We start from the raw sequence: 14,763 nt of genomic DNA, 5'->3' as shown, positions 1-14,763 counted from the left end.
ATAGTGATGATCGACCGGTTCCACTTCTTGCTGGTCATGCTGATCGTCGCGATCTTCAGTGGATGCGCATCGCTTCCTCCGGGCTCGGATTTTCCGAGGTCGGCTTCCTCGGCGCTGGCAAATCCGGAGGAGACCCGGCTAGGCCGGCAGTTCGAAAATGCGGCGCGCGCACATGGCGGCAACTCCGGGTTTCGCATCATTCCGGTAGGCGCCGACGGCTTCCTGACGCGCATGCAAATGATCAACGCCGCAGAACGAACACTCGACCTGCAATATTTCATTTTTCGCGGGGACGATACAGGCCGCCTGCTTACCGACGCCGTGCTGCATGCCGCCGATCGCGGCGTGCGCGTGCGCGTGCTGATCGACGATGGCGAAACGGTGGCCGGAGACGAACAGATCACGAAGCTTGAAGCGCATGCTTCGGTGGAGATTCGAATCTTCAACCCCTTCGCGTATCGCGGCCATGTCGTGCTGTTCAAAGCCACCGAATTCCTGTTCAACGCCTCGCGGCTCGACTATCGAATGCACAACAAATTGCTCGTCGTGGACAATGCCGTAGCGCTCATAGGCGGGCGCAACATCGGCGATCAGTACTTCCAGATCGACCCTGAGGCGCAATTCGCCGACGACGACGTATTTGCCGCCGGCCCCGTCGCCCGACAGCTCTCAGCGACCTTCGACGAGTACTGGAACAATGCCCTGTCGATCCCGGCCAAGGCGCTTTCCAGCGAGAACGTTTCCCATGCCGCCTTGAAGCAGCATCGCGCGGTATTGAAAGAAGAAACCCGGCAGTCGAAGGCGGAAGGTGTCGACTATATGCAGCGGGTTGCCACCGGCGAGCCATTTAACGGCATGACTTCCGGCCGCCTGCCCCTGGTCTGGGCGCACGCGCAAGTGATCTGCGACAGCCCCGACAAGAAGAAAGTGGAAAGCGGCGCAATGGTGGGGAGGCTGATGCAGCGGCCAGTGGCCGATGCCACTCGCGCGGTGCAGTCCGAGTTGCTGATGGTCACACCCTACCTGATACCGGGTGAAGAAGGAATGCAGCTGTTCAAGGATCTGCGCAAGAGAAACGTGCGTGTCCGCATCCTGACCAGCTCTCTCGAATCGTCGAAGGTGTTGCTGGCGCAGGCCGGCTACATGCATTACAGGGTACCCCTGCTCGAGGATGGCGTGGAGCTCTATGAAATCCGCTCACTTCTGGGCAACAGCAGGGGCAGCGGTCAGACGGCTGCAATATCGAGCTTTGGGAATTATTCCCTGCACGCCAAATTGTTCGTATTCGACCGTCAGCGGTTGTTCATCGGCTCAATGAACTTCGATCAGCGATCAATGCATCTCAACACCGAGGTTGGCTTGATTATTGACAGCCCGGAGCTCGCGCAACAGCTTGCCGCGCGTTTCGAGGCCATGGTGCAGCCAGTCAATTCCTACAAGCTGGCTCTACGTCCGAATGACTCGGGTGGGGCGCCAGATTTGGTGTGGCAGAGTCAGGAAGACGGCAAGGCCGTTGTGTACGACACGGAACCGGCCCGGAGTAACTGGCAAAGATTCGAGGTCCACCTATTGTCGCTACTGCCGCTGGATAAGGAACTATGAACATACCGTCGACAATAGTGCCGCTGATCGTCGGAGGACTATTGTTGATGCCAGTTGCGCGTGCGGAGCCCCCGCAGAACGTGCAAATCGAAGTCAATTTTCTGCTTGGCTATGTCGAGGGATCAGGATGTGAGTTTTATCGCAATGGCACGTGGCGCGACTCGAAGGCGGCGCAAGCGCATTTGCGCGACAAGTACAAATATCTGATGGCAAGAAATCTGATCAATACCACCGAAGATTTCATTGAAAGGGCTGCCACAGAAAGCAGTTTTACCGGTCAGCCGTACCAGGTGAAGTGCAACGGCACCGCAGTCATTCCGAGTAGCCAATGGCTACGCAACGAAATTGCGCGGTTTCGAATGTTTAAATGAAACGCCGGTCTGGATTCTCTTTGAACCGCACCAGCATAAGCTACGTGCGGTAGCGCACAGACCGCGGCGCCTTCAGTGACTATGCTGCATTTAATGTTTCGGCATGACGCGCGGGTACAGCCCGTTGGACCCCGCGGCGTTGTATTGGAAACGTTAAGGCTCTACTGCTGCAGCTACGGGTAAGCCGTGTTTCGGTAGAGAGCTGGAATCCAGAAGCCCTGTTCAACTCACATGTGGAGAATTAACCATGAAACAATTCAGCAAGTATTTTTATGCACTTTTTCTGGCCGTTACACTGGCATCCTTCATGGGTTGTGCTTCTTCGTCGAAGCATGAGGGAACCGGCGAGTACATGGACGACAGCGTCATTACCACCAAGGTGAAGGCGGCCATACTCGACGAGCCCACTCTGAAAGTCGCCGAAATCAACGTCGAGACCTACAAAGGCGTGGTTCAGTTGAGTGGCTTCGTGAGCTCGCAAGCCGCAGCGAACAAGGCGGTCGAAGTGGCACGCAGTGTCAAGGGCGTGAAATCAGTCAAGAGCGACATGCGAATCAAGTAACCTGGACTACCCGCAGCCGCGCCCGGACCTCACATCCGGAAGTGGCTGCGGACGATTTGATGCTTCACTAACGACCATGCCGCCCCCACCGCGCAGGCGTCGCGGAGCGGCTACCCCTTCCCTTCCATAGCCCTATGTACGGTACCGAACAGACTCTGTTTGGTCCATCGGTTTATCCTTTCCTCCAATGCGTGCTTCTGTGCTCTGCCCCTGCGGATGCTCGGATGCCGCTCACCCGTGTCACCGACATAACCGACGAGGTTCGTCCCGATGGCAGCAATCGCAACGCCTGCGGAAGCTCCTGCAGGCAATCAAACCCTAGCAGCACCGAAAGCGGAGACTGCCCAGGGCTTCACCGTTCACCTTCCTGTGGATGCACGTGGCTTGGCGCTTGGCATACTTGCGGCTGTCGCGCTGGTGTTCGCGCTGGACTGGATGCAGAAGTTTTTTGTCCCCCTGTTGCTGGGGATTTTCCTTGCTTACACCCTGAATCCCCTCGTTGTGTGGCTGGAACGGATCAGGATTCCGCGCGTGCTGGGTGCCAGTATGGTGATGATGACCGTGGTGTGCGCACTCGTGCTCGGCACCTACTCGTTGCGCGGGGAGATGCAGACCATACTCACGCAGGTGCCGGAAGCTGCGAGCAAGCTGTCTGCGGGGTTCGCCAGCATGCGGGATGACCCGAGCGGTAACCTGCGAAAGATGCAAGCCGCAATGGGCAAAATGGAAAATGCGACCAGCCAGATCGCCAGCATTTCGCCGGATCGCAAGCAGCGCACCACCCATGTCGTCATCGATACGCCCGGCTTCAAGCTGGGCGATTTCATGTGGGCCGGCTCCATGGGGGCCCTGGGTTTCATCGGACAGGCGGCAATGGTGATCTTTTTGGCTTTCTTTCTCCTGGCCGGCGGCGACACTTTCAAACGCAAGCTGGTACGCCTCGCGGGGCCGTCGTTATCGAGAAAGAAAATCACTGTTGCCATCCTTAACGACATCAACGATTCCATCCAGAAATACATGTTCATGCTGTTGATGACCAATATGTTTCTGGGATTTCTCAGCTGGATCGCTTTCCAGTGGATCGGCCTGGAAAACGCAGGCGCCTGGGCCGTCGCGGCAGGCTTGCTGCATGTCATCCCCTACGTCGGTCCGCTGGTCACGTTGTCCGCCACCGGGATGGCGGCTTTCATGCAGTTCGACTCGGTTTCGATGGCACTGCTGGTCTCCGGGGCATCATTGGCGATTGCCACGCTCGTCGGCACCTTCGTTACCACCTGGATGACCGGAAAAATCGCCAAAATGAATGCAGCGGCCGTGTTTATCTCGCTGTTGTTCTGGGCATGGCTGTGGGGCGTGTGGGGTATGCTGCTGGGCATTCCGATCATAGTCATCCTGAAAGTAGTATCCCAGCACGTGGAGCAATTGCAGCCGGTAGCGGAGTTGCTTGGAGAATAAAAACCGTCTGCAGACATGCCGGGACAAGGCTGTAATACTTGGTTTGAATCATCAATAACAGGAGTGGAAATCATGGGTAAAGAACAAAAGAGCAACAAGGCGGAAAAGAAACAACCTGTCATGACGCCAAAAGAAAAAAAAGCAGCGAAGAAAACCAAAAAAGAGAAAGGCTCAATGGCTCCATGACCGGCCCCGTCGTATTTGACTAGGGTCTATTAACTACCGCGGTTTTCCCAAATTTATGAAAAATTCGGGATGGGTGCACTATTGCGCCGAATTCGAACGAGGAGAATGTCATAGCCATCAAAGAGTTCGGATTTCCGGCACTCACACGAAATGCGCCGCGTAACGACCGGGACACCGAGTTGCTGCGCGCGGAGCTGTTCAGCATCGAGCAGCTTAAGCGTCACGCGGTAACGCTGGCTGGCCAGCACAGGATCGATTCGCGTACAGGGCCGGACAAGTTGCTGCCACGGCTGGCGGACAACGCGCGCGTCCTGCTGGCGGCGTATGACGTCGTGACTGCCGCGGCCACGCCGGGACAACGGATCGTGGCGGCAGAGGCCTGGCTGCTCGACAATTTCTATCTCATCGAGCAGCAGATCACGCTGGCGCATCGGCATCTGCCGCGCGGCTACAGCAGGCAGTTGCCGCGGCTGGCCGATGGTCTGTCGGCCGGTTTTCCACGCATTTATGACTTGGCGCTGGAGTTGATCTCGCACATGGATGGTCGCGTCGACAGCGACAACACCACCCAGTTCATCGCCGCCTACCAGACCGCTGCTCCCTTGAAACTGGGCGAATTGTGGGCATTCCCGGTCATGCTGCAATTGGCGCTGCTGGAAAACCTGCGCCGCGTCGGCTTGCGCATCGCCCATCGCCGCGAAGAGCTCGACGCAGCCGTCACATGGGCGGACCGCATGCTCGCAGCGGCCGAAAAAGAACCGAAAAAGCTCATCCAGCTGCTCGCCGAGTTTGCCGATGCCGACGTGCCGCTGACCGCGCCGTTTGTGGAAGAATTTTACGACCGACTCCAGGCCCAGGGGCCCGCCATGGCCTTCGTGCAAACCTGGGTCGAGCAAAAGCTGCTGGAACAAGGGGTGACCGCGACACAGTTGTCGGAAGCGGCCGGCCGAACCGCTGCGACCAACCAGATCTCCATCGCCAACAGCATCGGCAGCCTGCGTTTCATCGGGGCTATGGACTGGAAGAACTTCGTCGAGTCGCTCAGCGTCGTCGAACAGACCTTGCGAGAAGACCCGGCGGGAATGCACGCAGCCCAGGATTTCGCTACGCGCGACCGCTACCGGCATGTCATCGAAGACGTGGCGCGTGGCTGTTCGCGCAGCGAGTCGACGGTAGCCCGCGAAGCCATCATCCTCGCGCAGACTGCTGCGGAGCAACTGGGCAGCGACGACCGCGCGGCGCATGTCGGATACTACCTGATCGATCACGGACGGCAGATGCTGGCGCGTGCGGTCGGCTGCAATTGGTCGTGGAACTTGCGCGCCAGCCTCGTGAACCGAAAATTCCGCCTGTTTTTTTACCTCGGCCCGATCCTGTTGCTCACCGCGCTCGCGACATCGGTGTTGCTTGAACCTTACGCGGAATTCGAATTTCCCGGCCTGGAAACGGGCGACTGGCGCTACTGGTTCTTTGCCGTGAGCGGCACGATCGCCACCTCTGCGCTCGCCATTTCGCTGGTCAACCTGTTTGTCACGCTCATCTTGCCGCCACGCGCCTTGCCGCGACTGGATTTTTCGCAAGGCATACCGGATGTCCACCGCACCATGGTGATCGTCCCGACCTTGCTGACCAAGCCGCAGGATGTCGACGATCTGCTCGAAGCGCTGGAAATACGCTACCTCGGCAATCGCGATCCCAATCTGTTCTTTGCCTTGCTGACGGATTTCCGTGACGCGCCCGAGCAAACCATGCCCGACGATGAGGCGTTGCTCGCCCACGCGCGCGTCGCCGTGCAGGCACTCAACGAGACCTATCGCGATGACCGTCCGTGCATTTTCTATCTGTTTCACCGACCCCGTGTGTGGAATCCCTACGAACGGGTGTGGATGGGCTATGAGCGCAAGCGCGGCAAACTGGAACAGTTCAATGCCCTGCTGCGAGGCGGCGCGCAAGGCGCGTTCTCGGATATGGTCGGCGATGCGTCGATCCTCGCTTCGGTCAAATACGTCATCACCCTGGACACCGACACGCAGCTGCCCCGCGACGCGGCACGCACGCTCATCGGCAACCTCGCTCACCCGCTCAATCGGCCGGTCTACGATGCCGGCAAGGGTCGCATCGTCGAAGGCTACGCGATCCTGCAACCACGCGCTTCGATCAGCCTGACCAGTGCCGGCCAGTCACGCTTTACCAAACTGTTCGCGGGTGACTCAGGGCTAGACCCCTACACGCGCGAGGTGTCGGACGTCTACCAGGACATTTTCGGCGAGGGGTCGTTCATCGGCAAGGGCATCTACGATGTGGACGCTTTCCGCCAGGCCGTCGACGGCCGCTTTCCGGAAAACCTCATTCTCAGTCACGACTTGCTGGAAAGCGGCTATGCGCGGTCGGCACTGGTCACGGATGTCGACCTGATCGAAGAGCACCCGGCCAGTTATGCCATGGAGGCCAGCCGGCGCCACCGCTGGATTCGCGGCGACTGGCAGCTCGCCGGCTGGCTGCTCCCGCGCGTGCCCGGGCCACCAGGGCCAGATGGAGCCAAGGCGAAGCGGCAAGCCAACCCCCTCTCCGCCTTGTCGCTATGGAAACTCCTCGACAACCTGCGCCGCAGCCTCGTGCCGCCGGCGCTCCTTGCCTTGCTGACCGGCGGCTGGCTGATCGGCCCGGGACCGGCGTGGTTCTGGACCCTCGTGGTATTGGGCGTGGTGTTGCTGCCCACCTTGCTGTCCACCGTGATCGATCTCGTCCGCAAGCCTGAAGAACGCGATTGGCAGGTGCACCTGATCCTGACCGGCAAATCCGCGGGTCGCCCCATCGCGCTCGCTTTGCTGACGCTGGTCTTTTTGCCCTACGACACGCTGATTTGCCTGGATGCGATCCTGCGCTCGGGTGTGCGCATGCTGTTCACGAAACGCGGATTGTTGCTGTGGCAACTGAGCGCCTATGCAACACGCAACGCGCGCCGTAGGCTGGCCGATTTTTTCCGGGAGATGTGGATCGCGCCGGTCGTGGCGCTGGGGCTGGGCTTTGTCCTGGCCTGGACATTGTGGAGCGGCGGCCGCGCGGCAGAACTGCTCTTCGTTGCGCCGGTCCTGTTGCTCTGGCTTTTGTCGCCCGTCGTCGGCTGGTGGATCAGCATGCCGCTGGTGCCACCCGTACCGGGCCTGACCGTTGCGCAACAGTCCTTCCTGCGGACGTCGGCCCGGCGAACGTGGCGCTTCTTCGCGGAGTTTGTCGGCCCGCAGGACAACTGGCTGCCGCCTGACAACTTCCAGGAATACCCGGCACCGGTCATTGCCTCGCGCACTTCGCCCACCAACATCGGCATGTCGCTGCTGGCAGACCTGGCTGCGCACGATTTCGGTTACATCTCCACCGGAGAATTGCTGCGGTTTGTCGAGAACACACTGGCTACGATGGAAAAGCTGGAACGCTACCGCGGCCATCTCTACAACTGGTACGACACGCGCACACTGCAACCGCTACACCCGCAATACGTCTCCTCGGTGGACAGCGGCAACCTGGCCGGCTGCTTGCTCACCCTGCAAGCCGGGCTGGCCGAGCTGAAAGACCAGCCGGTGCTGCCCCCACGCACGTTTCACGGGCTGCACGATACCTTTCAAGTACTTGCTGAACACCTGCCCTCCTCTCCCATGCCGGATCTTGCAAAGCAGGTCAAGCTTCTGCAGGACCTGCTGCACTCACACAACCTCAACGGGCGGCTGACACTGGCTGCCGCAGACAGCCTGCTGGACAAGATTCACCGCGCTGGCGAGGATCTGGTTGAATGGTTGCCCGCGGATATCGATATCGATGGCGAACTGTATTACTGGGCGCAGGAAATCGAACTGCAATCCCGCGCACTTCGAGCTGACCTGAGGTTTCTGGTACCCGAACCGCAGCAATTCAGCGATATTCCGACCCTGGCGGAATTGGCTAGCGAAAGATCGGTTGGCAGTGAAACGCCGCCCCGATACAAGGGCGCAGAGAAGCGACTCGGGATCATCGACAATTTGCTGGAGCGTTGCCGTGGGCTGGCGGCGATGGATTTCGAGTTTCTCTACGATACCTCGTGCGGCTTGCTGAGCATCGGTTACGACGTGGGCGAACGGCGCCGCGATCCGTCCTGCTACGACCTGCTGGCATCGGAAGCGCGCCTGGCCAGTTTCCTGCTCATCGCGCAGGGCCAGGTGCCGCAGAAGCACTGGTTCTCGCTCGGTCGCCTGCTGACCAGTCATGGCGGCGAGATGAGCCTGATCTCGTGGAGCGGGTCGATGTTCGAGTACCTCATGCCGCAGCTGATCATGCCGAGTTACGAAAACACCCTGCTGGAGCAGACCTGCAAGGCCGCCGTGGCGCGCCAGATCGAATACGGCCGGCAACGCGCTGTGCCGTGGGGCATTTCCGAGTCCTGCTACAACACCACCGACGCAGCCCAGGTCTATCAATACCGGGCCTTCGGCGTGCCCGGCCTGGGCTTCAAGCGCGGGCTTGGCGACGATCTGGTCATCGCGCCTTACGCCAGTGCACTGGCACTGACAGTGATGCCGCGGGAAGCGTGTCGCAACTTGCAGACGCTGGCCACCAAGGGTTTCCTCGGCGACTATGGGTTCTACGAGGCGATCGACTACACGCCGTCGCGGGTGCCGCGCGGCAAGAGTCACGCCATCGTGCATAACTTCATGGCGCACCATCAAGGCATGAGCCTGTTGGCCTTCGAGCATGTGTTGCTCGACCGGCCGATGCAGCGCCGCTTCATGTCTGCCCCGCTGGTGCGGGCGGCGGAATTGTTGCTGCAGGAACGTGTACCGAAAAAAGGCGCCACCTTGCACCCGCACGCGGCTGAAGTAAGCGCCGCCGCGCACCCCCCTGCCGCCGAAGTGGGCGCCATCATGCGCGTGTTTACCAACCCGAACACGCCGATACCCGAAGTTCACCTGCTGTCCAACGGCAGGTACCACGTCATGACGACCCACGCCGGTGGCGGTTACAGCCGCTGGCGCGACCTGGCCGTCACGCGTTGGCGCGAGGACGCCACAGCCGATTGCTGGGGCACATTCATTTACTTGCGCGACCGCGACACCGGACGCTATTGGTCCACTGCGTATCAGCCGACGCTGCACCCGGCCAACCACTACGAGGCGATCTTCGTGCAGGGGCGGGCCGAATACCGGCGCCGCGACCAGGCGATCGACACGCACACCGAGATCAGCGTCTCACCCGAAGACGATGTCGAGATCCGCCGTGTCAAGCTCACCAACCAGTCCTCCCGTACCCGACACATCGAGGTGACGAGTTACGCCGAAGTGGTGCTGGCGCCTTTGAATGCCGACCTGGCCCACCGCGCTTTCAGCAACCTGTTCGTACAAACCGAAATCCTGCCTGAACGCCAGGCGATCCTCTGCACGCGCCGCCCCCGCACGCCGGGAGAACCGACGCCATGGATGTTTCACCTGCTGGCCGCACCTGGCGCAGTTGCCGACGAGCCGTCTTACGAGACCGACCGCGTCAAATTCATCGGGCGGGGCCGAACTGCGACCAACCCGGCGGTGCTGGATAGCAACCTATCGGCGTTGTCGAACACCGACGGCTCGGTGCTCGATCCCATCGTGGCGATCCGCCGCACCATTACCTTGTCGCCCGACGAATCGGCGACCGTGCAGATCATCTCCGGTGTCGCGGACACGCGCGAGGCGGCATTGGCTTTGCTTGAGAAGTATTGCGACCGGCACTTCGTCGAGCGTGCCTTTGAAATGGCCTGGTTCCACAGTCAGGAGGTGTTGCGCCACCTCAACGCAAGTGAAGCCGATGCACAGCTCTATGGCCGGCTGGCCAACTCCGTCATTTACGGCAGTTCCTTGCGCCGCGCCGCGCCCAGCATCATTGCCCGCAACCGGCTGGGCCAGTCCGGGCTGTGGCGCTTTGCCATCTCGGGCGACCTGCCGATCGTCCTGATACGTATCGGCGACCTGACCCGCATCGACCTGGTAAAACAGGTGCTGCAAGCCCATGCCTATTGGCGCATGAAGGGCCTGGTCGCGGACCTGGTGATCGTGAACGAGGATTTCTCCGGCTACCGGGCGGTTCTGCATGACCAGATCATGGGGCTGATCAACGCGGGTCCCGAAGCGCAGATTATCGACAAACCGGGTGGAGTCTTCGTGCGGCGTGCCGAAGAGCTTTCCGAGGAAGACCGGGTATTGTTCCAGACTGTCGCCCGCGTGGTGTTCACCGACACTGCCGAGACCCTGATCGAGCAGGTGGAGCGCCGCGTGTCGCCAGAGCGTGTGTCCGACCGTCTGGAGCCATTGCGGCAACCGGCAACGGAACGCGTTCACCCGCTGGCTGCACGCGAACGCCTTTTCAGCAACGGCCTGGGGGGCTTCACGCCCGATGGGCACGAATACGTCATCACCCTCGAGCCGGGCCAGAACACGCCGGCGCCGTGGGTCAATGTCATCGCCAGCCCGCACATCGGCACCGTCGTCAGCGAGAGCGGAGGCGCCTATACCTGGGTGGAAAACGCGCACGAGTTCCGGCTCACCACCTGGCACAACGACCCGCTCAGCGACAGCAGCGGCGAGGCGCTCTACATCCGCGACGAGGAAACCGGCGCGTTCTGGTCGCCGACGCCCCTGCCCGCCCGCGGCAAGTCCGGATATGTGTGCCGGCATGGGTTCGGCTACAGCGTGTTCGAACATTACGAATCCGGTATCGCCTCGGAGCTGTTTACCTACGTCGCCATGGACGCGCCGGTCAAGTTCGTGGTGGTCAAGCTGCGCAACCATTCGAAGCGCCCGCGCCAATTGTCGCTGACCGGCTATTGGGAGCTGGTGCTCGGCGAGTGGCGACACGCCAACCTGATGCATATCGTTACCGAAATGGATACGCACAGCGGGGCGCTGTTCGCGCGCAATGCTTACGGCCGGGAATGCGCCAACCGGGTTGTCTTTGCACAGGTCAGCGATGAGCACTCCAGTGACATGGGACGCTCGGTGAGCGGCAACCGTGCCGAGTTCATCGGCCGCAACGGCTCGCTGGCAAGTCCTGCGGCGATGCGCCGCAAACGCCTCTCGGGCAGGACCGGAGCGGGCCTGGACCCGTGTGCTGCGATCCAGACCCGAATCGACCTGGCCGAAGGTGAAGAGCGCGAGATCGTGTTCGTGTTCGGCGCGGGGCGCGACAGCGATGAGGCCAAACATTTCATCCAGCGCTTCGCCGGTCCGGCACGCGCACGCCAGGCGCTGGAAGCGGTGTGGGAACACTGGAACCACACCCTGGGCGCGGTGCACGTGGAAACACCCGATCCCGCGCTGGACGTGCTGGCCAACGGCTGGCTGGTGTACCAGACGCTGTCCAGCAGGTTGTGGGGCCGCAGCGGGTATTACCAGTCTGGCGGTGCCTACGGTTTTCGCGACCAATTGCAGGACACCATGGCGCTGGTTCATGCGACGCCGTGGCTCGCCCGCGAGCAGTTGATCCGTTGCGCCGAACGCCAGTTCCTCCAGGGCGACGTGCAGCACTGGTGGCATCCGCCCAACGGACAAGGCGTGCGCACCCATTTCTCCGACGACTATCTGTGGCTGCCCTATGCCACCTGTCGTTATGTGCTGACGACAGGCGATACCGGCGTACTCGACGAGTCCGTCCATTTCCTCGAAGGCCGCGAGTTGAATCCGGAAGAGGAGGCTTATTACGACCAGCCGCAACGTTCGACGGAAGCCGCAAGCCTCTATGAACATTGCGTGCGCGCCATCAAGCACGGCTTGCGCTTCGGCGCGCATCAATTGCCGCTGATGGGCTGCGGCGACTGGAACGACGGCATGAATCTGGTCGGCCGCGATGGCAAGGGCGAGAGCGTCTGGCTGGCGTGGTTCCTCTACGAGAACCTTCACCTCTTTGCCGGCCTGGCGCGTAGCCGGAACGACGGGGATTTTGCCGACGTCTGCAGCGGACAGGCTGCGCTGCTGCGCGGCAACATCGAGGCCCATGCCTGGGACGGCGCCTGGTATCGGCGCGCCTATTTCGATGACGGCACGCCGCTGGGCTCGTCCAGCAACGACGAATGCCAGATCGATTCGATCAGCCAGAGCTGGGCGGTCATTTCGGGCGGCGGCGATCACATCCGCGCACGCCAGGCAATGGCGGCGGTGGACCAACGCCTGGTACGGCGCGATGCGCAGCTGATCCAGCTGCTCGACCCGCCTTTCGATAAATCCGACCTGGAGCCCGGCTATATCAAGGGCTACGTGCCCGGCGTGCGCGAGAACGGCGGCCAGTATACCCACGGTGCGATCTGGGCCGCGACGGCGTTTGCCATGATGGGCGACCAGGAACGCGCGTGGGAATTGTTCGCCATGCTCAATCCCGTCAACCACGGCAGCCTGCCGGGGGCGATCGAACGCTACAAGGTCGAGCCGTACGTCATGAGCGCGGATATTTACGGCGCCCAGCCCCACACCGGCCGCGGCGGCTGGACCTGGTACACCGGTGCTGCGGGCTGGATGTACCGGCTGACCGTGGAAACGCTGCTGGGCCTGCAACTCGAAGTGGACCAGTTGCGTATTGCCCCGTGTATCCCGGCCCACTGGGATATGTACAAAATCCATTACCGCTACCGCGAGACTGTTTACCACATCACCGTCAAGCGCATCGGCGAACAGTCGGAGCACGCGGTGCGCGTGACGGTGGACGGCGTCGAACGTCCCGACGAAGTCATTCCGCTGATCGACGACCGCCAGGATCACGCGGTCGAAGTGAAAATAATGGCACCACCCCCGCTTCACAATTGACTCAGGAGATAAACATGAACATCAATTTAAGCCTCACCCCGCTGGTATCGCTGGTCGCCGGCATCCTCATCCTGGTTGCGCCGCGCCTGCTGAACTATATCGTCGCGATCTATCTCATCATCATCGGACTGATCGGGCTGTTTGGCGGAGGCGGTTTGCATCTCCGATGAGTGGGATGCGTCCACTAGGCATTGCGCTACGGCGCTGGCGCATGCGCAGGATTCTCAAGCGCCATCCCATACCGCACCACATCTGGCAAAAAGTGACCCGGCGCGTGTTGCTTTTAAGAAGGCTGGATGCGCTACAAATGGCGCACTTGCGCGAGATGACGACATGGTTTCTGGACCGGAAATCGATCACGGGCGCTCAGGGCCTGGAGGTGACGCCGTCGATGAAGGTGGCGGTGGCCGCCCAGGCCTGCCTGCTCATCCTGAACCTGGGGGTGGAATATTTCGACGGTTGGATCGAGGTCATACTCTATCCGGGCGCGTTTCGCGTTAATCACGCGCAAATGGATGCCATCGGTCTGGTGCATGACGAAGCCAGCGCCTTAACCGGCGAGTCATGGTTGCGCGGCCCGCTAATTTTGTCCTGGGATGATGTGGATCGGGACATTTTTCATCTCCAGCCCGGCCACAATGTCGTGCTGCACGAGTTCGCCCACAAGCTGGATGGCCTCAATGGGGTAGCCAACGGTATGCCACCATTGCGTCGCGGCATGAGCCGAAAAAGATGGACGGAAGCCTTGAGCGGCGCCTACGATGAACTCTGCCAGCAAGTCGCAGCCGGAAAGTCAGCCTTTATCAATCCATATGCGGCCACCAGCCCGGCAGAGTTTTTCGCGGTATTGAGCGAGTATTTTTTTACTGCACCGGATATTTTGAAAAACTGCTGTCCAACGGTCCACAAGCAACTGACGCTGTTTTACGAATGAGTTAGCGCCGCGCCTGCTGAATTATTTTTAATCTTGCAATAGAGGTTTCACGTATGTCTAGGCGTCATAGGGAACGACATCGTACGCAACGCATCGGCTGGTTGCGCGCGGCGGTACTAGGTGCGAACGATGGCATCGTTTCCACAGCGAGCCTGGTGCTCGGTGTCGCGGCTGCACATGCGACGCATGAAAGCATCCTGATCGCCGGCGTCGCGGGCCTGGTTGCGGGCGCCATGTCGATGGCTGCGGGTGAATACGTGTCTGTCCATTCGCAGGCAGATACCGAACAGGCCGAACTCGAGCGGGAGCGCAAGGAACTTGAAACAGACGACCAGGGCGAGCACAAGGAACTGACCGCGATCTACATCGGTCGCGGCCTCGATCCTGCGCTCGCGGAGCAGGTCGCGGAGCAGCTCATGGCGCATGACGCACTCGGTGCACACGCCCGTGACGAGCTTGGCATTTACGACACGCTCAGTGCACGCCCAACGCTTGCTGCGGTGACCTCGGCAGCTGCTTTTGCTGTTGGCGCGGCCATGCCGATGCTGGTCGTGGCATTCGCGCCCCATGCGAACCTGATTCCTTTTGTCTCGGCAACTTCACTCGTATTCCTGGCATTCCTTGGAGGCTTGGCAGCCTACGTGGGCGGCGCTCGGGTGATGGTGGGCGTACTGCGTGTCACGTTCTGGGGTGCACTGGCCATGGGATTAACCGCGGGGGTCGGGGCGCTGTTCGGCACAGTGGCATGAATGCAGTCAATTCGTGGGGCCAATTGAGGGTTGGTTTTGGATTATTGCTTTCTTTCAGGGCGCCTTAGCAGCAGAGAAGGATTGGCCCAAAAACGAGCCCGGTGAAGCAACG

General features: G+C 60.7%; 8 protein-coding genes. All 8 read left to right on the top strand.

Going from position 1 to position 14,763, the window contains the following annotated elements:
• The first annotated feature begins 6 nt into the window (after positions 1 to 6).
• The 8 genes from SKTS_RS10730 (at position 7) to SKTS_RS10695 (ending at position 14,651) form a co-directional block, all read left to right on the top strand.
• Positions 7 to 1,602, top strand: coding sequence for a phospholipase D family protein (locus SKTS_RS10730; RefSeq protein WP_198420344.1), 1,596 nt, complete (start codon positions 7 to 9; stop codon positions 1,600 to 1,602).
• The gene (locus SKTS_RS10725) at positions 1,599 to 1,973 is read left to right on the top strand and encodes a YfeK family protein (RefSeq protein ID WP_173064469.1); all 375 of its coding nucleotides are present in this window, start codon (positions 1,599 to 1,601) and stop codon (positions 1,971 to 1,973) included. Before SKTS_RS10730 ends, SKTS_RS10725 begins: the two co-directional genes overlap by 4 nt.
• Before the next feature lie 247 nt (positions 1,974 to 2,220).
• Complete coding sequence (locus SKTS_RS10720) at positions 2,221 to 2,535, top strand: BON domain-containing protein (RefSeq protein WP_173064463.1); 315 nt, start codon at positions 2,221 to 2,223, stop codon at positions 2,533 to 2,535.
• Positions 2,536 to 2,805: 270 nt separating this feature from the next.
• Entirely contained in the window at positions 2,806 to 3,990 is a 1,185-nt protein-coding gene (locus SKTS_RS10715; protein WP_173064456.1) for an AI-2E family transporter, read from the top strand.
• 302 nt (positions 3,991 to 4,292) lie between these two features.
• Positions 4,293 to 12,968 (top strand): glycoside hydrolase family 94 protein, encoded by an 8,676-nt coding sequence (locus tag SKTS_RS10710; protein WP_198420500.1) that lies wholly within the window; start codon positions 4,293 to 4,295, stop codon positions 12,966 to 12,968.
• A 14-nt stretch (positions 12,969 to 12,982) separates the two neighbouring features.
• Positions 12,983 to 13,138 (top strand): DUF3096 domain-containing protein, encoded by a 156-nt coding sequence (locus SKTS_RS10705; protein ID WP_173064450.1) that lies wholly within the window; start codon positions 12,983 to 12,985, stop codon positions 13,136 to 13,138.
• On the top strand, positions 13,135 to 13,902 hold the full coding sequence (locus SKTS_RS10700; protein ID WP_342342988.1) for a M90 family metallopeptidase: 768 nt from the start codon (positions 13,135 to 13,137) through the stop codon (positions 13,900 to 13,902). Before SKTS_RS10705 ends, SKTS_RS10700 begins: the two co-directional genes overlap by 4 nt.
• Positions 13,903 to 13,955: 53 nt before the next feature.
• A complete protein-coding gene (locus tag SKTS_RS10695) occupies positions 13,956 to 14,651 on the top strand; it encodes a VIT1/CCC1 transporter family protein (RefSeq protein ID WP_173064444.1) in 696 nt (231 codons plus the stop codon).
• The last annotated feature ends 112 nt before the right edge of the window (positions 14,652 to 14,763 follow it).

Origin of the sequence: Sulfurimicrobium lacus (genome assembly GCF_011764585.1) — a bacterium.
In the GTDB taxonomy this organism is placed as follows: Bacteria; Pseudomonadota; Gammaproteobacteria; order Burkholderiales; family Sulfuricellaceae; genus Sulfurimicrobium; species Sulfurimicrobium lacus.
Note: the sequence above shows the minus strand (reverse complement) of the source record. Positions and strands in the feature narration are given on the sequence as shown.